This window comes from Micromonospora sp. DT43, from assembly GCF_049841645.1.
Taxonomy (GTDB): Bacteria; Actinomycetota; Actinomycetes; order Mycobacteriales; family Micromonosporaceae; genus Micromonospora.
Genome location: NZ_JBNCKR010000006.1, coordinates 196151 through 214796, shown reverse-complemented (window position 1 = coordinate 214796; position 18646 = coordinate 196151). Strand labels below are relative to the sequence as shown.

General features: G+C 71.3%; 23 protein-coding genes. 12 read left to right on the top strand and 11 right to left on the bottom strand.

Translation table 11 applies throughout. The annotated features are described in order from the left end of the window. Positions 1-101: 101 nt before the first annotated feature. The 4 genes from ACLQ26_RS17235 to ACLQ26_RS17220 all read right to left on the bottom strand — a co-directional run bounded on the left by ACLQ26_RS17235 (position 102) and on the right by ACLQ26_RS17220 (position 2668). Positions 102-779: a DUF6758 family protein gene (locus ACLQ26_RS17235; RefSeq protein WP_363685177.1), complete on the bottom strand. Its 678-nt coding sequence runs from the start codon at positions 777-779 to the stop codon at positions 102-104. Between the two features lie 81 nt (positions 780-860). Then, entirely contained in the window at positions 861-1484 is a 624-nt protein-coding gene (locus ACLQ26_RS17230) for a TrmH family RNA methyltransferase (RefSeq protein ID WP_425745369.1), read from the bottom strand. A 53-nt stretch (positions 1485-1537) separates the two neighbouring features. Further along, complete coding sequence (locus ACLQ26_RS17225) at positions 1538-2062, bottom strand: hypothetical protein (protein WP_425745368.1); 525 nt, start codon at positions 2060-2062, stop codon at positions 1538-1540. 90 nt (positions 2063-2152) lie between these two features. Then, a complete protein-coding gene (locus ACLQ26_RS17220; protein ID WP_425745367.1) occupies positions 2153-2668 on the bottom strand; it encodes a MaoC family dehydratase in 516 nt (171 codons plus the stop codon). A 547-nt stretch (positions 2669-3215) separates the two neighbouring features. Between ACLQ26_RS17220 and trxA the strand changes: the two genes are divergently transcribed. From trxA to ACLQ26_RS17205, 3 genes are all read left to right on the top strand, one after another. Next, entirely contained in the window at positions 3216-3578 is a 363-nt protein-coding gene (trxA, locus tag ACLQ26_RS17215; protein ID WP_030329190.1) for a thioredoxin, read from the top strand. A gap of 154 nt (positions 3579-3732) precedes the next feature. Beyond that, positions 3733-4173, top strand: a complete 441-nt coding sequence (locus ACLQ26_RS17210; protein WP_425745366.1) for a hypothetical protein — start codon at positions 3733-3735, stop codon at positions 4171-4173. Continuing rightward, positions 4170-5126 carry an HTTM domain-containing protein gene (locus ACLQ26_RS17205; RefSeq protein ID WP_425745365.1) on the top strand — a complete coding sequence of 319 codons (957 nt, stop codon included), beginning with the start codon at positions 4170-4172 and terminating at the stop codon, positions 5124-5126. The genes ACLQ26_RS17210 and ACLQ26_RS17205 overlap by 4 nt, the downstream gene beginning before the upstream one ends. On the opposite strand, the gene ACLQ26_RS17200 is transcribed toward ACLQ26_RS17205, so the two are convergent. Continuing rightward, a complete protein-coding gene (locus ACLQ26_RS17200) occupies positions 5090-5509 on the bottom strand; it encodes a thiol-disulfide oxidoreductase DCC family protein (protein WP_425745364.1) in 420 nt (139 codons plus the stop codon). The two genes, ACLQ26_RS17205 and ACLQ26_RS17200, sit on opposite strands and share 37 nt — an antisense overlap. 92 nt (positions 5510-5601) lie before the next feature. Between ACLQ26_RS17200 and ACLQ26_RS17195 the strand changes: the two genes are divergently transcribed. From ACLQ26_RS17195 to ACLQ26_RS17185, 3 genes are read left to right on the top strand one after another with little or no spacing between them, the layout of a single operon-like run. Next, entirely contained in the window at positions 5602-7668 is a 2067-nt protein-coding gene (locus tag ACLQ26_RS17195; RefSeq protein WP_425745363.1) for an intein-containing Rv2578c family radical SAM protein, read from the top strand. Between the two features lie 26 nt (positions 7669-7694). Beyond that, the gene (locus ACLQ26_RS17190) at positions 7695-8102 is read left to right on the top strand and encodes a CoA-binding protein (RefSeq protein WP_425745362.1); all 408 of its coding nucleotides are present in this window, start codon (positions 7695-7697) and stop codon (positions 8100-8102) included. A 26-nt stretch (positions 8103-8128) separates the two neighbouring features. Continuing rightward, positions 8129-8869 carry a hypothetical protein gene (locus ACLQ26_RS17185; protein ID WP_425745361.1) on the top strand — a complete coding sequence of 247 codons (741 nt, stop codon included), beginning with the start codon at positions 8129-8131 and terminating at the stop codon, positions 8867-8869. On the opposite strand, the gene ACLQ26_RS17180 is transcribed toward ACLQ26_RS17185, so the two are convergent. Continuing rightward, positions 8850-10046 carry an acyl-CoA dehydrogenase family protein gene (locus tag ACLQ26_RS17180; RefSeq protein WP_425745360.1) on the bottom strand — a complete coding sequence of 399 codons (1197 nt, stop codon included), beginning with the start codon at positions 10044-10046 and terminating at the stop codon, positions 8850-8852. The two genes, ACLQ26_RS17185 and ACLQ26_RS17180, sit on opposite strands and share 20 nt — an antisense overlap. Before the next feature lie 173 nt (positions 10047-10219). Here ACLQ26_RS17180 and ACLQ26_RS17175 point away from each other — a divergent pair, with 173 nt between their 5' ends. Next, positions 10220-10756, top strand: a complete 537-nt coding sequence (locus tag ACLQ26_RS17175) for a DUF4190 domain-containing protein (RefSeq protein ID WP_425745359.1) — start codon at positions 10220-10222, stop codon at positions 10754-10756. 13 nt (positions 10757-10769) lie between these two features. On the opposite strand, the gene ACLQ26_RS17170 is transcribed toward ACLQ26_RS17175, so the two are convergent. Further along, complete coding sequence (locus tag ACLQ26_RS17170) at positions 10770-11609, bottom strand: SDR family NAD(P)-dependent oxidoreductase (RefSeq protein ID WP_425745503.1); 840 nt, start codon at positions 11607-11609, stop codon at positions 10770-10772. 186 nt (positions 11610-11795) lie between these two features. Between ACLQ26_RS17170 and ACLQ26_RS17165 the strand changes: the two genes are divergently transcribed. After that, positions 11796-12299 carry a DUF4190 domain-containing protein gene (locus ACLQ26_RS17165; protein WP_425745358.1) on the top strand — a complete coding sequence of 168 codons (504 nt, stop codon included), beginning with the start codon at positions 11796-11798 and terminating at the stop codon, positions 12297-12299. A 33-nt stretch (positions 12300-12332) separates the two neighbouring features. On the opposite strand, the gene ACLQ26_RS17160 is transcribed toward ACLQ26_RS17165, so the two are convergent. Beyond that, positions 12333-13289, bottom strand: a complete 957-nt coding sequence (locus ACLQ26_RS17160) for an HpcH/HpaI aldolase/citrate lyase family protein (RefSeq protein ID WP_425745357.1) — start codon at positions 13287-13289, stop codon at positions 12333-12335. Between the two features lie 125 nt (positions 13290-13414). Between ACLQ26_RS17160 and ACLQ26_RS17155 the strand changes: the two genes are divergently transcribed. From ACLQ26_RS17155 to ACLQ26_RS17145, 3 genes are all read left to right on the top strand, one after another. After that, positions 13415-14239, top strand: coding sequence for an SDR family NAD(P)-dependent oxidoreductase (locus ACLQ26_RS17155; RefSeq protein WP_425745502.1), 825 nt, complete (start codon positions 13415-13417; stop codon positions 14237-14239). Positions 14240-14249: 10 nt separating this feature from the next. Continuing rightward, positions 14250-14525 (top strand): hypothetical protein, encoded by a 276-nt coding sequence (locus ACLQ26_RS17150; protein WP_425745356.1) that lies wholly within the window; start codon positions 14250-14252, stop codon positions 14523-14525. Between the two features lie 112 nt (positions 14526-14637). After that, positions 14638-15282 (top strand): hypothetical protein, encoded by a 645-nt coding sequence (locus ACLQ26_RS17145; RefSeq protein ID WP_425745355.1) that lies wholly within the window; start codon positions 14638-14640, stop codon positions 15280-15282. A 6-nt stretch (positions 15283-15288) separates the two neighbouring features. Here the strand turns inward: ACLQ26_RS17145 and ACLQ26_RS17140 are convergent, their stop codons facing one another. Further along, positions 15289-16257, bottom strand: a complete 969-nt coding sequence (locus ACLQ26_RS17140; protein WP_425745354.1) for a DMT family transporter — start codon at positions 16255-16257, stop codon at positions 15289-15291. Positions 16258-16351: 94 nt separating this feature from the next. On the opposite strand from ACLQ26_RS17140, the gene ACLQ26_RS17135 reads away from it, so the two are divergent. Next, positions 16352-17095 (top strand): HAD family hydrolase, encoded by a 744-nt coding sequence (locus ACLQ26_RS17135; RefSeq protein ID WP_425745353.1) that lies wholly within the window; start codon positions 16352-16354, stop codon positions 17093-17095. A 106-nt stretch (positions 17096-17201) separates the two neighbouring features. On the opposite strand, the gene ACLQ26_RS17130 is transcribed toward ACLQ26_RS17135, so the two are convergent. After that, a complete protein-coding gene (locus tag ACLQ26_RS17130) occupies positions 17202-17732 on the bottom strand; it encodes a hypothetical protein (RefSeq protein ID WP_425745352.1) in 531 nt (176 codons plus the stop codon). Positions 17733-17744: 12 nt separating this feature from the next. Further along, entirely contained in the window at positions 17745-18620 is an 876-nt protein-coding gene (locus ACLQ26_RS17125) for a PhzF family phenazine biosynthesis protein (RefSeq protein ID WP_425745351.1), read from the bottom strand. Between the last annotated feature and the right edge of the window lie 26 nt (positions 18621-18646).

The window sequence follows — 18646 nt, the reverse complement described above, 5'->3', positions numbered from 1 at the left end:
CTCGCGCGGCGCCGGGTCCCATTACCGCAGCGGCACCCAGAGTATCAGTGTGGTGTCGTACAGTGAAGATCTGCGTCCGTTCTCCGTCAAACCGGAAGGTGTCAAGCTCTCCCGGACAGGTACGGAGACGGTGCGCCGTACACGAGCTCGGGCGGAGTCCACTCGGTCAGGTCGTGTAACACGACCTCTTCCGCGAGGAGATGACCCGCGCTCGCCGGCCAGGCTATCGCATGTAGCCACATTCCCCGAGCCTCGCCGGCGTACGCGCTTCGATCCGTCGGAGAATTAACCAACCACAGTGGAGTCGGATGCCCGCCGACCCGGATCCTGGCCTGCCCCACGTGCTCGGGGTGCCCCGGACCGGGGTCGGTCAGCGCGTCGACGAGTTCCGGTCCGGGATCAGGGCCGGCCAGACCGGCGAGTCGGGTGCCCAGACCGACGCCCGGCTCCTCGGCCACGAAGACCAGATCCGCCGGCCCGTCGTCGAGCGGCGCGGGCCCCGCGCAGGCCACCGCCGTCGCCCGCACCCCCGTGCGGTCGTCACCGGCGTACGCCACTCCGGTGAGGGTCCAACCGGGCGGTAGCGGCCATGGGCACCACAGCGGCGTCCCCGGTGGACCCTCGGCCGCGGTGATCCGCTCCACCACGCTCGCGATGATCTCCGCTCCGATGTGTTCGGGCACGTGCAACGGCGGCACGGGACCGCAGCGCAGGCACCTCGACTCGGTGTGCATCAGATCCGGCGCCCGTACCGGGCCCCCGCATCTCGGACAACTCACCGCGACACTCACAACTCCACCGTCACCCCGCAACGCCGACACGTCAAGCCGGAACGTCCGATTCGGCCGATGGGGCGAGGGTCAGTCCGGCGGCGGGCCGGCGTGGGTACGGATCCACGCGTGCATGGCGATGCCGCTGGCCACACCCGCGTTGATGGACCGGGTCGAGCCGTACTGGGCGATCGAGTAGAGCTGAGCGCAGGCGGCGCGGGCGGGCTCGGACAGGCCCGGTCCCTCCTGGCCGAAGAGCAGCACGCAGTCCCGGGGCAGGGTGCCGGTCTCCAGCGGGCGGGAGCCGGGCAGGTTGTCGATGCCGAGCACGGGCAGCCGCTGCCCCGCCGCCCAGTCGACGAACTCCTCGATCGTCTCGTGGTGACGAACGTGCTGGTATCGGTCGGTCACCATCGCGCCGCGCCGGTTCCACCGTCGCCGTCCGACGATGTGCACCTCGGCGGCGTTGAAGGCGTTGGCGTTGCGTACCACCGTGCCGATGTTGAAGTCGTGCTGCCAGTTCTCGATGGCGACGTGGAAGCCGTGTCGGTGCCGGTCCAGGTCGGCGACGATCGCCTCGTGCCGCCAGTAGCGGTAGCGGTCGACCACGTTGCGCCGGTCTCCCTCGGCGAGCAACTGCCTGTCGTAGCGCGGGTCCTCGGGCGGGTCCCCCGGCCAGGGGCCCACGCCCACCTCAAGCTGGTCGTCGGTCACGGTCATCAGAGGGTACGGACCGTCGCGGCGTCCGCTGCGGCGGCCCGCCGACCTCAGCGCAGGCCGAGCGCGTCACCCAGCCGGTCCAGGAAGCGTCGGTCGGCGGGGCTGGCCAGACGTCCGCCGGGGCCGGGCACCGCCCGGCAGACGCGGGCCGCGACCGACTGCACCCATTGGCGGTACGCGGCCGAGTCGGCGGGATCAGCCCGTTGCGCCAGGACCCGAACCGCTGCCCGGCAGGCGACCAGCAGGTCCACCAGGTCGGTGAGCCGCTCGGCGGGTGCCGGTGCACCGTCGTGGCGGGCGTAGATCGCGGCGACGACGGCACGGACCAGATCGCTGTCGAACCCCCGGCCGGCGGCCACCGCGTCCAGGCCGGCCAGGCCCGCCAGCACACCCCGTTCCGGGCGGCCGGCGCCGGGCGCGGCGGCGGCCACGAGCACCCGAGCGGGGAGGCTGGTGAGCAGGTCCCACTCGGCGGCGGAGTAGACGGCGGTGGTCAAGGGTGCGGCGCGGCGGCCGGCAGAGGGCGGCTCTCCGGCGACGGAGTGGCTCATCGGAACCTCCGGCGCCAGCATAAGCCCCGAAAGGGTGACCGACCCCCTCCCCCGCAGAACCTCCTGCGGGGAAGGGGAAGCCCGGTGGCGGGCGGCGGAGGCCGGGGAGCCTCAGCGCGGGTCGGGGAAGCTGGGCCGCTCCGGGTCCACTCCCTCGGCGACGGCGCTTGCCGCGTACTCCTGTTTGGGGACCATGACCTTGCGGCGGAAGACGCAGACCATGGTGCCGTCCTGGTTGTAGCCGCGGGTTTCCACCGAGACCACGCCCCGGTCGGGCTTGGAGCCGGACTCCCGCTTGTCCAGCACTGTCGTCTCGCCGTAGATGGTGTCGCCGTGGAAGGTGGGCGCCACGTGCCGCAGCGACTCGACCTCCAGGTTGGCGATGGCCTTGCCGCTGACGTCGGGCACCGACATGCCGAGCAGCAGGGAGTAGATGTAGTTGCCGACCACGACGTTGCGCTTGAACTGGCTGGCCGTCGCGGCGTAGTGCGCGTCCAGGTGCAGCGGGTGGTGGTTCATGGTGAGCAGGCAGAAGAGGTGGTCGTCGTACTCGGTGACGGTCTTGCCCGGCCAGTGCCGGTAGACCGCGCCGACCTCGAACTCCTCGTAGTAGCGGCCGAACTGCATCCTGGTCCCTTCGACGGGCGGCGATGAAGTTCGGCACAGCATGCCTTATCGATGGTTAAGGCAACGGTCGGGGCGCGGCCTCGGCGGAAATGTCACACCGGTCACTCACCCGAGGGGAGACGCAATGAGCGGCGGGGCCCTCCCCGGCACCCGCCGCCCACGCTCTGATGTGAGGAATTCTGCCCTACGGCGGCATGGGTTCAACAGAGATCGAGCTCACATTTATCTTTTTGTAACAATACTCTCCGTGACGAAGCGCGGGTTGATCAGCGATCTCCGCAGGCCGGATACCGCCTCGTCAGGGCTCAAGTTACCGATTCGTAGCGCTTGACTGGGTGGATCTCCCTGGAACCGCTCCCATCACCGCAGGTCACGCAAGTGCGTCATGCACTTGCGTTCCGCAGGACGGTGTGAACTGACACTCTTCGATGACCGCCGAGGGCCCCGGGCAGCCCGGCGCACGTTTCGCGCTGGACGACCCGGGAATTCGATACGGTCAGCCCTGGTTCTACGGGACGCAGACAAACCGCGGTGATCGGAGAGTGCAATGGCAACCGTTGAGCTGACCTCGGCGAACTTCGACGAGGTGACCGGCAACGACGGCATCGTCCTGGTCGATTTCTGGGCCGACTGGTGTGGTCCGTGCAAGCGGTTCGCCCCGGTCTACGAGCGCTCCTCGGAGAAGCACCAGAACATCGTCTTCGGCAAGGTCGACACCGAGGCTCAGCAGGAGCTGGGCGCGAAGTTCGACATCCGGTCGATCCCGACGATCATGGCGATCCGCGACGGCGTCATCGTCTTCGCCCAGCCGGGCGCGCTTCCCGAGTCCGCGCTGGAGAACCTGATCGAGCAGGTCGAGGCGCTGGACATGGACGACGTCCGCAAGCAGCTGGCCGAGCACAACCACTGAGCCGTCCCCGCGACGGCGCGCGAGGGCCGGGCCCGGTTCGGGTCCGGCCCTTCGTCGTACCCGGGCACCCGCGCATGATCACCGACCTGGGCAGGCGGAACTGACCGTCGGTGGGACCCGGCGCGGCCGGTACATCCCGTATCGTCACCACCCGATGGAGACCCTCACCACCCGCGGGCGCGCGACCCGGCTGGGCGCGACAGCCCTCGGTCTCGTCCTGCTGCTGCTCGGCACGTTCTGGGGCAGCGACGACGACTTCCCGTTCGGCCCGTTCCGGATGTACGCCACCTCGAACCCGCCGAACGCACCCGCTCCGGACACGCGCGTGGAGGGGGTGAACAGCACCGGTGCCGTGGTCGATCTCGACCAGAACGCGACAGGCATCCGCCGCGCCGAGATCGAGGGCCAGCAGGACCGGTACGCCGCCGACCCGACGTTGCTCGCCGAGGTCGCCGACGCGTACGCCGAACGCCACCCGGACGCCCCGGCGCTTGTCGAGGTTCGCATCGTCATCCGCTGGCACGGCATCCGCGCCGGCCGGCCCACCGGAAAGCACACCGACGAGACAGTGGTCCGCTGGCAGGTGGCCCGATGAGCGGCTGGCTGACCGAGGCGGTGCCGCGCGGCCGGATCGCCGCCTTCCGCACCCTGATCTACCTCTTCGTCGCCGCCGACCTGGTGGTCTTCACCCCGTGGGTACGCACCAGGGCCAGCGTGCCCGGCGAGCTGTACCAGCCTCTGCTGATCGGCCGCCTGCTCCCACTGCCGACGCCGACCCCCACGGCCGTGGCGGTGATCTTCTGGGCGCTGCTGCTGCTCGCCCTGCTCGCCGCGAGCGGCCGGGCGCCCAGACTGCTCGGCTGGTCGGTCTGTGCGCTCTACCTCGAGTGGATGATCATCGCGATGAGCTACGGAAAGGTCGACCACGACCGGTTCGGGCTGCTCGTCGCACTGGCCGTGCTGCCCACCGCCGGCCGGGCGCGCCACGGCGACACCACCCGCACCGAGGCCGGTGGCTGGGCACTTCGGGTCACCCAGATCGCGGTGATCTGCACGTACTTCCTGGCGGCCTGGGCCAAGCTGCGCTTCGGCGGCCCGGACTGGCTGACCGGCTCGGTGCTGGCGCGGGCCATCATCCGACGCGGCACCGACCTGGCGGACCTGATCGCCCAGGTGCCGTACCTGCTGATCGTGGCCCAGTTCGGCATCGTGGCCTTCGAACTGTTCAGCCCCGTGGTGTTCCTGCTGCCGGCCCGCTGGCGACTGGCCATGGTCGGCTTCTTCTACTCGTTCCACGTGGTGACAATCGCGACCATCACGATCTCGTTCGCGCCGCACCTCGCCGCGATGACGAGCTTCCTGCCGCTGGAGCGGGTCCGCCCGCTGGTCTGGGCCCGCCGGCTCGCCGGCCGCGACACCTCAGGATCGACCTCGACGGACGTCGACACCGCGGCGACGCCACCAGATCAGGAGCGGGTCGGCGCCGGCACGAAGCCGACGCCGCTCGACGATCAGGCCCCGGTGCTCGGGCGGCCGGCCGGCCCGTAGAGCCGGTCCCGGGCCTCCTGCGGCAGGGAGCACGCCGCCGTACCACCGGGGAGTCGGTGCCGGTTGCGCGCCACCCAGCGGTACGCGGGCCAGGCCACCGCGCGCGCCGGCGGGAACCGCAGCCCGGCCCCGGCGACCCGCCAGAGCGGACCACTCGCGGCGAGCAGCTTCGCGATGGCGTCCGGCCCGGCGGCGCGTGAGCCGTCCGCGCCGACCCACTGCACGGCCTCCTCGCACTGCGCGGCCGTGAGACCGAGCGCGTCCAGGTCGGCGAACTGCCAGGGCACCACCCGGGCGGCGGTGGGGATGCGGCGCTCGATGAACTCCGCGCAGCTCGTGCAGAACGCGCAGTCCCCGTCGTAGACGAAGGTCGACCTCTCCATGGTGTCCATCCTCCCCCGCGCGACCGCCCCTTGGGCTCCGGTGTCCGGCGCGTCACTTGCGCGCACCTCGTACACGTGTTCGAATAGTGGCCATGCGCTGGGACAACCTCACCGCTCCCCCGGCTGAGGGAGACCCCGAGCGGGCAGCGCCAGCGACGCCACCCCTGCCGCTGGCGCTGCCCGGCGCCGTCGTGCGCACCTTCGACACCCCCGAGTTCGCCGGGATGACCTTCTACGAGGTGCAGGCCAAATCCATCCTCAACCGGGTGCCCGGCCAGTCCCGCGTCCCCTTCGAGTGGACCATCAACCCGTACCGGGGCTGCTCCCATGCGTGTGTGTACTGCCTGGGTGCAGACACCCCGATCCTGATGGCTGACGGTCGCACCAAACCGATCAGCGAATTGGAGCCGGGCGACCGGATCTACGGAACGGAACGACGCGGCGCCTACCGGCGCTACGTCGTCACCACGGTGCTCGACAAGTGGTCCACCGTGAAGCCTGCGTACCGAGTCGCACTTGCGGACGGCACCACGCTCGTCACCAGTGGGGACCACCGGTTCCTTTCGGATCGTGGCTGGAAGTACGTCACCGGGGCCATGCAGGGCGTTGGCCAACGCCCCTACCTGACCACCAACAACCGCCTGATCGGTACGGGCGGGTTCGCGACCGGGCCCAAGGAGTCACCCGACTACCGGCGGGGTTACCTCTGCGGCATGATCCGCGGGGACGCGCATCTGGGCACCTTCTCGTACGCCTATGGGGTCGTGCACCGGTTTCGTCTGGCGCTGATCGACGACGAGGCATTGAGTCGGAGTGAGCGATATCTTGCCCAGGAAGGCATCGAAACCACGCGCTTCTCCTTCTCTCCGGCGAGCGGCAGTCGCCGAGCCCTGTCTGCCATCCGCACCTCCAAAGGGCGGGACATTGAGAGGATCACCGAACTGATCCAATGGCCGGTCAGCCCCAGCGACGAGTGGCGACTCGGCTTCCTGGCCGGCATCTTCGACGCGGAGGGCAGTTGCAGCAAAGGCATCCTGCGCATCAGCAACAGCGACGACGCCATCCTCGACCAGACGACGGCAGCGCTACGGCACTTCGGGTTCGCCTGCGTACAAGAAGATCCCGGCCTACCTAACCGTGTGCGGACCGTCAGGGTGACCGGCGGCCTGGCAGCCCGGCTCCGGTTCTTTCACCTGACCGACCCGGCCATCACCCGCAAGCGGTCGATCGAGGGCGCCGCACTGAAGAATCAGAGCGCACTCAAGGTGGTGGGCATCCAACCGCTCGGGCTGGAGCTACCCCTGTGGGACATCACCACCGGCACCGGCGACTTCATCGCCAACGGAGTGGTGAGCCACAACTGCTTTGCCCGTAACACGCACACCTATCTCGATCTCGATGCCGGCGCCGATTTCGACCGGCAGGTGATCGTCAAGGTCAACGCGGGTGAGCTGGTCCGCCGGGAGTTGGCCGCGCCGAAGTGGCGGGGCGCGCACGTGGCGATGGGCACCAACGTGGACTGCTACCAGCGGGCCGAGGGCCGTTACCGGCTCATGCCCCAGATCATCGCCGCGCTGCGCGACTTCGCCAACCCGTTCTCCATCCTCACCAAGGGCACGCTGATCCTGCGCGACCTGCCCCTGCTGCGCGAGGCCGCCGAGGTGACCCGGGTCGGCATCTCCTACTCGGTGGGCTTCGTCGACGAACAGCTCTGGCGTGGCGTCGAGCCGGGCACGCCGCATCCGAGCCGCCGGCTGGACGCGGTCCGCCGGCTCACCGACGCCGGCTTCGAGGTCGGGGTGCTGATGGCGCCGATCCTGCCCGGGCTGAGCGACGGCGACGAGTCGATCGACGCGACGGTGGCGGCAATCGCGGCCGCCGGGGCGACAAGCGTGACGCCGCTGGCGCTGCACCTGCGCCCCGGTGCCCGGGAGTGGTACGCGCAGTGGCTCGCCCAGGACCATCCGCACCTCGTGCCCCGCTACCGCGAGCTCTACCGGGCAGGCGCGTACGCCCCGCAGGCGTACCAGCGGGAGCTGACCGCGCGGGTGCGGATCGCCGCCCGCCGCCACGGGCTGCACCGGGGTGAGGTGGGCGACAACCGTCGCCTGCCCGAGCCGCCGCCCCCGCCGGCCGCCGAGCAGCTGACCCTGCTCTGAGCGAACGGCGGCGTTACAGTCGGCGGGTGCGTACCGCTCAGCAGATCCTCGCCGACTCCGCAGTCATCGCCGTCGTGGGCGCGTCGCGCGACCCGCGCAAGGCCGCGCACGGTGTGCCGTTGCAGATGCAGCAGTACGGCTGGCGGATCATCCCGGTCAACCCGACCGTCGACGAACTGTTCGGCGAGCGGGCGTACCCGACGCTTGCCGACATCCCGCACCCGGTGGATCTGGTGGACGTGTTCCGGCCGGCGGCCGACGCCGTGCAGGTGGTCCGGGACGCGGCGGCGATCGGTGCCCCCGCGGTCTGGCTGCAACTGGGCATCGTCTCGGCCGAGGCGCGACGGATCGCCGAGGAGGCCGGGATGGACTATGTCGAGGACCGCTGCCTCATCGTCGAGCGCGCCGCCGCCAACCTGACCCGCCTGTCCTAGTTCCCCGGTGGTCGTACCCTCGCGGCATGGTCCTTCTGCGGCTCGGTCGCGTGCCTTCGCTTGGCGATGGGCTCTGGTTGCGCCGGGTCTCGGCTCTGGCGACCGCGATGGCGGTGACGGCGGGGGTCGCCGGTGGGCTGCTGCTGGTGCCTCCGATCGACTCCGCCATCGTGAGTCTGACGGTCTGGCTGACCATCGGCGCCCGACTGCTGAGCGGGCGGTGGTGGCCACGGCGGGACGGCCACCTGCGCTGGCGGGAGCGTGTCGCCGGCCTGGACACGGTCGAACCGGGCCTGGTGGCACGTCGGTCGCTCGCCGGGTGGGTCGACCTGGTGGCGGGGGCGATCCAGTTGATCGTCATCGGCGGGTGCCTGCTCGCCAGCCTGCCTCCGCACGGCCGCTGGGTCGACATTGTCCGGCCGGTGCTCGTCGTCGGGTTCGCGGTCTGGACCGGTCGGACGGCCTATGAGGAGGCGCGGTTCACCGGCCGGTTGGCGCTTACCGTCAGCGCGATCCGGCACGGCCGCACAGCTCTGGACTGGACGAACATCGACCGGGTCAGCCCGCACCGGCGCAACGGCCGACTGGATGGCGTACGGCTGCGGCCGGCGGTCTGGCGGTCGCTACGGCCCGCGCCGGTGGTCGGTGGCAGGGACACGGCGGTGCCGGAGGATCGTCTGATTGCCGCCCTCGACGACTACCGGTTCCGACCGCAGGACCTGGCCAACGAGCCACGGCAGGGGTCGCTCAGAGCTTGTACTCCTTGAGCAGCCCGCGGGAGATGATGGTCTTCTGGATCTCCGAGGTGCCCTCCCCGATGAGCAGGAACGGGGCCTCGCGCATCAGCCGCTCGATCTCGTACTCCTTGGAGTAGCCGTAGCCGCCGTGGATGCGGAACGCCTCCTGGACGACCTCGGCGCAGTATTCGGAGGCGAGCAGCTTGGCCATTCCGGCCTCGACGTCGTTGCGCTGGCCGGCGTCCTTGAGGCGTGCGGCGTTGACCATGAGGGCGTGCGCGGCCTCGATCTTCGTGCCCATCTCGGCGAGCTTGAAGGCGATCGCCTGATGCTTGGCCAAGGGCTGGCCGAAGGTCTTGCGCTGCTGGGCGTACGTGACGGCCAGCTCGAAGGCGCGGATGGAGATGCCGCAGGCGCGGGCGGCCACGTTGACGCGGCCCACCTCGATGCCGTCCATCATCTGGTAGAAGCCACGGCCCACCCTGTCGGCGCCGCCGAGGATGGCCGAGTCGGGCACGGTCACCCCGTCGAGCACCATCTCGGTGGTCTCGACGCCCTTGTAACCCATTTTTTCGATCTTGCCGGGGATGGTGAGGCCGGGGGCGGTCTCGCCGAAGCCCGGCTCCTTCTCCAGCAGGAAGGTGCTCATGTTGCCGTACACCGACTCGGCGCCGGTGTCGGTCTTGACCAGGGTGGCCACCACCGAGGAGTACGCCCCGTTGGTCAGCCACATCTTCTGCCCGTTGAGCACGTAGTTGTCGCCGTCGCGGACGGCCCGGGACTTGATCGCCGAGACGTCGGAGCCGGTCTCGGGCTCGGACATCGAGAACGCGCCGCGCACCTCGCCGGTGGCCATCCTCGGCAGCAGGCGGGCCTTCTGCTCGGCGGAGCCGTGCTGGGAGATCAGGTACGCCACGATGAAGTGGGTGTTGACGATGCCGGAGATCGACATCCAGCCCCGGGACAGCTGCTCCACGACGAGGGCGTACGTGAGCAGCGACTCGCCGAGCCCGCCGTACTCCTCGTCGATGGTGAGCCCGAACAGCCCCATCTCGCGCATCCCGTCGAGGATGTCGGTGGGGTACTCGTCGGCGTGCTCCAGCCGCTGGGCGTGCGGGATGATCTCCTTGTCGGCGAACTCCCGGACCGTCTCCAGGATCGATCGCTGCACATCGGTCAGGCCGGGCGTCTGGGCGAGTCGGGCCATCTCAGCCTCCGGAGATCCGCGCACTACTCATGGGTAACTGAACGCTCGGTCAGTATCGGCCTCCCGGGCGCCACGGCCAAGGTGACCAGTCCCCACAACAGCTGTGAAAAGGTTCACCGCTGCGGGTAGCGTCCGGCGAGAGGGACTTTTCCGGCACCGGTAGGAGGCCAGCCGTGAGCTACCCGCCACCGTCGGGCCCCCCGTCTGACGAGCCACCACCGTCACCCTACGAGCCACCCCGGGACCAGTCGCCGTACGCGCCGCCGCCGGCCGGCCAGTCGCCGTACCCACCGCCGCCGGACCAGTCGTCGTTCGGGCCGCCGGAACGCTCCCCGTACGGCCCCCCTGCGGACGAGCCGTCGCCCTACGAGCAGCAGAGACCGCATCAGCCGGCGCACTGGGGGCAGCAGCCGCCGTACCCGCCGCAGGGCCCCTACGGCCAGTACGGCCCGCCGCCGTCCGGTCCCGGTCGAGGCACCAACGTGCTGGCGATCCTGGCGCTGGTGTTCGCCTTCGTGTTCCCCCCGGCCGGCGCCGTCCTCGGCCACCTGGCCAAGCGACAGATCCGCACCAGCGGCGAGGACGGCGACCAGCTCGCCACCTGGGGGCTGATCCTCGGGTACGCCTTCACGGCGCTGACCCTGCTGGCCTGCTGCGGCTGGCTGGCGCTCGTCATCTTCAGCAACAACGGCGACAGCGGCGGCTACTGACCCGCACGGCCGATCACCGGAAGCGCGCCTCCCGGACGCTGTTGCCGCCGTCCACCACAAGCATCTGACCGGTGATGTACGAGGCGGCCGGCGAGCAGAGGAAACTGATGGCAGCCGCGACCTCGTCCGGGGTGCCCGGTCGACCGACAGGCGTGCCCAGACCCTGCTTGATCTCGGCCATGGTGGACGCCGCCGTGTAGATGGTGCCCGGCGCCACCGCGTTCACTGTCACCCCGTCGGCGATCATCTCCATTGCCAGCGCGCGGGTCAGCCCGACGACTCCGGCCTTGGCGGCGGCGTACGCGGCCTCGGTGGGCAGGGCGTTGACCGGCCCGGCGGTGGCCGCGAGGTTGACGATCCGCCCCCAGCCCCGCTCGGCCATGCCGCCGATGAACGCGCGACTGCACAGGAACGCGGTGGACAGGTTGCGGTCGATCTCGCCGCGCCACTCGTCGTAGGTCAGCTGAGCGACGGGACGCAGCACCCCCTGACTGGCCCGGCTCGCCAGACCCGCGTTGTTGACAAGCACCTCGACGTCGCCCAACTGCTCGGCGACCGCATCGGCAAGCGCGCCGACCTCGGACTCGTCGGTCAGGTCCGCGACGAACCCGGTCACCCCCAGCTCACCTGCCCGCTCATGGATGCGCCGGGTGGTGCTGACGATTGCCACCCGCGCCCCCAGGTCGGCGAGCCGCCGCGCGGTCGCGTACCCGATGCCGTCCGGGCTGCCGGCCCCTGTCACCAGGGCGACCCGCCCGTCGAGCCGCATGGTCACCGGGTCGGTGAGTGCGACCGGCTCGTCGTCGGGGCCGGCCGCGCCGGCCGGTGTGACCGCCCGACCACGGCGGCCCACACCTGGGCGGCTCACGTCCCGTCGCGGTCGGCTGCCGGAACGGTCCGCGGCGCGCGCGTCTAATGCCATGCCAGGGATCCTGCCCGTTACGAACGGCCCGAGCAACGCGGCACCCGGGAGCGGGGGCATCGGGTTTGGTCACCCCTGGCTACTCTGACGGCGCACCCGAGCCGACGGAGAGTTCGCATGACCAATCCCCCACCCCCCGGCAATTGGACCGACCCCACCTGGTCGGCTCAGCCGTCGAGCGCACCGCCGGACCCGACCCTGGTGGCCGGCCATCCGGTACCGACCCAGCCCGGCCCCGGAAATCCGTACGCGCCTGTCGACCCGTACGCGGGTGGGCAGTTGCCGCCGGGGGCCTACGCGCCGCCCGGCTACCCGCCGCCGCCCGGTTACGGCTACCCGCCGCCGCCGAAGACCAACGGGCTCGCCATCGCGGCGCTCGTGCTGGCGCTTGCCGGCCTGACCACCTGCGGCATCACCGGGCCGATCGGGGCGATCCTCGGTCACGTGGCGCAGAAGCAGATCCGGGCCAGCGGCGAGGGCGGCGAGGGGATGGCGAAGGCCGGCATCATCGTCGGCTGGATCGTCACCGCGCTGATGGTGCTGGGGATCGCGTTCTACGTCGCCGCGATCATCTTCGCGGTCACGACCGGCAACGACAGCGGCAGCGACAGCAGCTACTGACGCGGCCGGCGGCGGCCGTCCCGGCGTGACCGGTCACTGGGCTGGCGGGGTGAACGACGAGGTACGGCTCATCCCGGCGGCGCGGCCCTTGGCGGCGATCACCAACGCCATCTTGCGGGACGCTTCGTCGATCATCTCGTCGCCGAGCATCACCGCGCCGAGCTTGCCGCCGGCCTCCGAGGTGTAGTGCTCGTACGCGTCGAGGATCAGCTCTGCGTGGTCGTAGTCGGCCTGGGCCGGCTGGTAGACCTCGTTGGCGGCGTCGATCTGGCCCGGGTGCAGCACCCACTTGCCGTCGAAGCCCAGCGCCGCCGAACGCTTGGCCACCTCGCGGAACGCGTCCACATCCCGGATCTGCAGGAACGGGCCGTCGATCGCCTGCTTGTCGTGCATCCGGGCCGCCATCAGGATCCGCATCAGGATGTAGTGGTACGGGTCGCCCGGGTAGTCCGGGATCAGGCCGCCGACCACAAGCGACCTCATGTTGATCGACGCCATGAAGTCGGCCGGGCCGAAGATGATGGTCTCCACCCGGGGCGAGGCGGCCGCGATCGCGTCCACGTTGACCAGACCGGCCGCGTTCTCGATCTGGGCCTCGATGCCGATCCGGCCGACCTCGAGACCGAGCGTCTTCTCGATCTGGGTGAGCGTCAGGTCCAGCCACTGCACCTGGGCGGCGGTCTGCACCTTCGGCAGCATGATGCAGTCGAGGTTCGCCCCCGCGCCCTCGACCACCTCGATGACGTCCCGGTAGGTCCACGGGGTCGTCAGGTCGTTGACCCGGACCACCCGGGTCTTGCCCGCCCAGTCACCGTCGTTGAGGGCGGCCACGATGTTCTTGCGCGCGTCCGGCTTGGCCAGCGGGGCGACGGCGTCCTCCAGATCGAGGAAGACCTGGTCGGCGGGGAGGCCCTGCGCCTTGCCGAGCATCTTGACGCTGGAACCCGGCACGGCGAGGCAGGACCGGCGGGGACGACCGACTGCGGCCATGGATGTGCTCCTTCCAGCGGCCGGCAGGCACGCCGACGCCACCTGGCTCCGAGGAAAACTTAACGATCCCAAAGGGTGTGGTGACGTCACGGTAACCTCGCGCCATGACCGGGGTGAATGGACCTGTGGAAGATCTCACTGAGCGTCGACTCGTGGTGGTTACCGGAGCAAGCTCCGGCATCGGACTGGCCGCCGCGGTGAACTTCGCGTGCCGTGGTGACGAGGTGGTGCTGGTCGGGCGGGACCCGGCCCGCCTCCAGGCCGCGGCGGAACGGGTACGGGAGACCTCCGGCGCGCGCCCCGAGCTGTTCCGGGCCGACTTCGCGGTCCTCGACGACGTGCGTCGGCTCGCCGGGCGGCTGCGCGACGCGTACGACCGGATCGACGTGCTGGCCAACAACGCGGGGGCCATCGCGCTCCAACCGCTCACCACCGTCGACGGCTTCGAACTGTCGATCCAGGCCAACCACCTGGCCCCCTTCCTGCTGACCAACATGCTCGCCGACCGGGTGGGCCGGATCGTGGTGACCGCCTCGGGCGCGCACCGCTTCGGAGCGCTCGACCCGGACGACCTCAACAAGCCGCTGCGCGGTTACCGGCCGATGGGCGCGTACGGCAGCAGCAAACAGGCGAACATCCTGTTCACCGCCGAGGCGGCCCGCCGCTGGCCGGGCATCCGCACGTACAGCTTTCATCCGGGAGTGGTGCGGACGCGGTTCGCCAACGACAGCAGGCTGGTCGCCTTCGGCATGCGGGTGCTGCCGTTCCGCAGCCCGGAGAGCGCCGCCGAGACGCTGGTCTGGCTGGCCAACCAGGATCCGGCCCGGCTCATCGACGGGGCGTACTACTACAACCGCCGGCCGCGTCGGCCGTACCGCAAGGCCGCCGACCCGCAGCTCGCGGCCCGGCTCTGGGAAGCCAGCGCCACGGCCGTCGGCGTCGATGGATAGCGTGGCCGCCATGCTGACTCTTGTCGCCGTCGTCGATTATCCGGCCGGGGCCGAGGCCGCCGGGCAGCGCTACGAGGACACCGTGCTGGCCCTGCTCGGCCGCCACGGCGGCCGTCTGGAACGACGGCTGCGCGACACCGACGGGCAAGCCGAGGTACACGTGATCACCTTCGACGACCGGATCGGCTACGAGTCGTTCCTCGTCGACCCAGAGCGAGTCGACCTGCGCGCCGCCCTCGGCGAGGCAGCCCCGAACACCCGGGTCATCGAGGTCCACGAGCTCTGACCGCCCGGTCGGTCCGCCGACCCAGGCCGCGCTGCTCCTTTCTCCACTTCATCACGTGGTGACGGCGAGAACAAGACTTGATCTTGACGGGTGTGCCGGTCAGGGTCGAGGCATGGAATTCGATGCGACGGCCACCGCACGCCGGGCCCTCTGGATCGGTGGTGGGCAGTGGGCCGGCAAGTCCACAGTCGCCGTGAAACTGGCCCTGCGGCACGGACTGACCGCGTACCTCTATGACCGCCACGACGCCCGCGGCCACGACGATCGACGCATCGCCGACCGAGTCCGGCGGGGTGAGCCGCCGGCCGGGCCCGATCCGGAAACCACCTGGGTCCGCACGGACCCGGCACGGATGGCGGTCGACACGCTGGCCGCTTTCCCCCGCCGCTTCGCCTGGGTCCTGGACGACCTGAGTGCGCTGGTGCCCGGCCGCCGGGTCGTGGCCGAGGGGTGGGGACTGCGCCCCGAACTGGTGGCACCGGTCGTCGAGTCGTTGCGGCAGTTGGTGGTGCTGGTGCCGACCGCCGAGTTCCGCGCCCGCCAGATCGACCGACTGCCACGGGCGCGCGCGGTCACCACCGGGGTCAGCGACCCGGAGCGGGCACTGCGCAACCGGTGGGCACGCGACGAACTGGTGGCGGCGGACGCGGTGGTGCAGGCCGAGCGACTGGGCGTACGGGTGATTCGGGTCGACGGCAGCCTCCACGGCGACCAGTTGACCGATCTGGTGGCGGAGCACTTCGCGGCGTACCTGTGAGAGCCGTCAGCCCTCCAGTGGAGCGGGATCGGCCGGCAGCGCGGTCGGTGGCGCCGCTCGGCGGCCGGCGCGGGCGGCGCCCAGCACCACCACCACGACTCCGACAAGGAGCAACGCCATGCCCAGCAGCGCGTACGGGCGGGGCAGCTGACCCAGCCAGGCCCAGCCGAGCAGGGCCGCGCCGGGGGCCTCCAGCAGGATCAGCACGCTCACCGTGGTGGCGGGGATCTTCTGCAGGGCGTAGTTGAACATCGAGTGCCCGAGCAGTTGGGCGCCGGCCACCAGGGCCAGGATCGCCAGCCAGGTACGCCCGTCGAAGCCTGTCATCCGTACCCCGCCGACCAGGCAGACCACAAGCAGGATCAGCGCGCAGATGCCGTAGCAGATGGTCGTGTAGGTGGTGGTGCTGATGCTGGCCCGGGCCCGTTCACCGAAGGCGGTGTAGACGGCGGCGAACATGCCGCCGGTCACCGCCAGCAGGTCGCCGACGACGGCCCGGCCGGAGATGCCCACGTCGGCGCCGGTGGCGATCACCGCTCCGCCGACGGCCACGACGATGCCCATCCACACCACCGGCGGCAGCCGACGGCCCTGGGCACGCGCGATCAGCCCCTGCCAGACCGGCTGGGTGGCGCCCAGCGCGGTGGCCGCGGCGACCGAGGTGAGCTTGGCGCTCGGTACCCAGGTCGCGAAGTGCCCGGCCAGCGCGACCCCGGAGAGGACGCAGAACAGGCCCTCCCGCCGACCCACGCCGACTGTCAACCTGCGGAACTCCGCCCGGCGCCGCGCCAGGGAGAACGGACCCAACACGGCGACCGCGAGCAGGTTGCGCCAGAACGCAATGGCCAGCGCGGGGGCGGCGGCGTACGCGATCAGCGGCGCGGACGACGACACGGCGACCACGGCCAGGCCGACCGCACCGGTGGTCAGCGGATCGAGGGGACGGCGGGATGTTCCAGGGGGCACGGGAAGCAATCCTCACACGATCACGGACAGCACCGACCGTCAGCACTCCGTTACGATCACGCGGGCCGCGTCGGCGACCCCCGACCGCCGGAGGCGCTTCGCCATGCCCAGCTACCAGGCGGTGCTGTTCGACTTCTTCGGCACGCTCACCCGTTCGGTGCAGCGCGGGGCCGCGCACCTCGGCACCGCCGAGCTGCTGGGCTGCCCCACCGAAACACTTACCGAGGTGCTGAATCGCACCTACTACGAGCGGGCCAGCGGCCGGTTCGGCAACGCGGAGGCGACCCTGCGGTGGGTGTGTGCCCAGGTCGGCGTACACCCAAGTGACCGTGCCCTGCGGGCGGCGGTGGCGTCCCGGCACCGCGCGGTCCGCGCGGACACGCGGCTGCGGGCCGACGCGGTGCCCGTGCTCGCGGCGCTGCGCCAGCGCGGCCTGCGCACCGGCGTGATCAGCGACTGTACGCACGAACTGCCGGCCTTCCTGCCGCAGCTCGCCGTAGCGCCCCTGCTCGACGTCCAGGTCTTCTCGGTGCAGGTGGGGCGGTGCAAGCCGGACGCGGCGCTCTACCTGACCGCGTGCCGTCGGCTGGGGCTCGCGCCGGACGAGTGCCTGTACGTCGGCGACGGCGGCAGCCAGGAACTCACCGGCGCCGAGCGCGCCGGGCTGACCGCCGTCCGGCTGGCCGCGCCGGACCTGGCCGAGCACATGGTGTTCAACGCAGACCGGGAATGGCGCGGCTGCACGCTCGGCGACCTGCGCGAGGTGCTCGACCTCGTGGGCACCGTCGAAACCGTCGGCGTGGGCACCTTCGGCGTCGGCTCGGGCGTCGCCGGCCCAACGACCTGACCGCGCCGACCAAACGGGCCAGCAGGCCAGCGGGCCGGAGAGCCGGGGAGCGGGCCGGGCCGGGCCGGGCCGGGCCGGAGAGTCAGCGGGCCGGCGGGCCGGGGAGTCAGCGGCGGCGGACCCGGTGCAGGCGGAACGGCTTGCGGGTGGCGCGGACCGCCGGAGTCTCCCGGGGCTGCTCGGCCTGCGCGTCGGACGGCAGGCCGGCGCCGGTCAACGGCTCGCCGGCCGGGGCGAGTCGGTTCACCGCGCAACCCTCGGCGGCCCAGCGGGACACCAGATCGGCGGTCGGGCCGGGCGCGTTCAGGCGCTTGGCCGCCACCAGCGGCGCGGTGGTGTCCCACGCGTCGGTGCCCGGCGCCAGTCGGGTCACCCCGGCCGGCCAGGTGACGATCCGTCCTCCGTGGTCGCCGCGCAGGGTGACCTGCGCCTCGGTCGCGTCGGCCAGCCCCGGCGCGGCCTGCTCGCCCGGCCCGCTCACCACGAAGAGCGCGCCCTCCAGCGGGGCGCACCAGAGTGCGAGCGCGGGCCCGCCGGACACGCTGACCCAGGCCACCGCGGCCTTCTTCATCGCCTCGTCGACAAGCGGCGTGCCACCGGAGGCATCTTCGTCCGTCACACGGACATTCTCCCGCATCGGCGCCGTCAGTCAGCCCACGAACGGGGGCACGGCGATCTCGCCCCGGGCCACCGGCATCACCTGACCGGCGACCGTCGCGCCGGCGGCCACACCGTTCGCCGCGGTCACCGTGCAGGCCAGCGCGGACGGACGATTCATCTCGATGCCCTGGCGCACCGCGTAGTGGGCCTTCCCCTCCCCCGGCAACAGGCCGGTCGCCACCAGCCAGACCCCGAGCCCGAGCGCCGCCGAGCCGGTCGCCGGGTCCTCCGGGACGCCGATGCCCGGCACGAAGACCCGAGCGTGCGCGGTTTGCGTGCCGGCGTCCCAGGAGAAGACGCTCAGGTGCGCCACCCCGTACCGCTCCGCTGCCGCCGGGTTCACCCGCGCCCGGGCCACCGCCTCCGGGCGGACCGGCAGGTACGGGAACTCCAGCCCGCAGCCGGCCACGCGGGGTGCGGGCCCGGCTTGGTCATGGTCGTCCGCGACCAGCCCGGCGATCTCCAGCAACGGCTCCGGGTCCAGCTCGGGACCGAGGGTGGGGCTGCCTCCGGTGAGCGTCGCCCCGGACGCGGTCACCTCGATCGGCAGCACACCCGCCCCGCACTCCTGGGTGACCTGCCCCACACCGAACATCCCGCGTCGACTCGCGGTGACCGCCGCGCCGACGCTCGGGTGCCCGGCGAACGGCAACTCCTCGGCCGGCGTGAAGATGCGGGCCCGGTAGGTGGCCCCCACCTGGGTCGGTGGCAGCACGAACACCGTCTCGGAGAGGTTGAACTCCAGTGCGAGCGCCTGCATCTGCTCCGTGGCCAGCGCCTCCGCGCCGAACACCACGGCCAGCGGGTTGCCGGCGAACGGGCGGTCGGTGAAGACGTCCACGATCTCGTAGGCCAAGGTCGACATGTTGATAAACACTAGGCGCTTAGGCT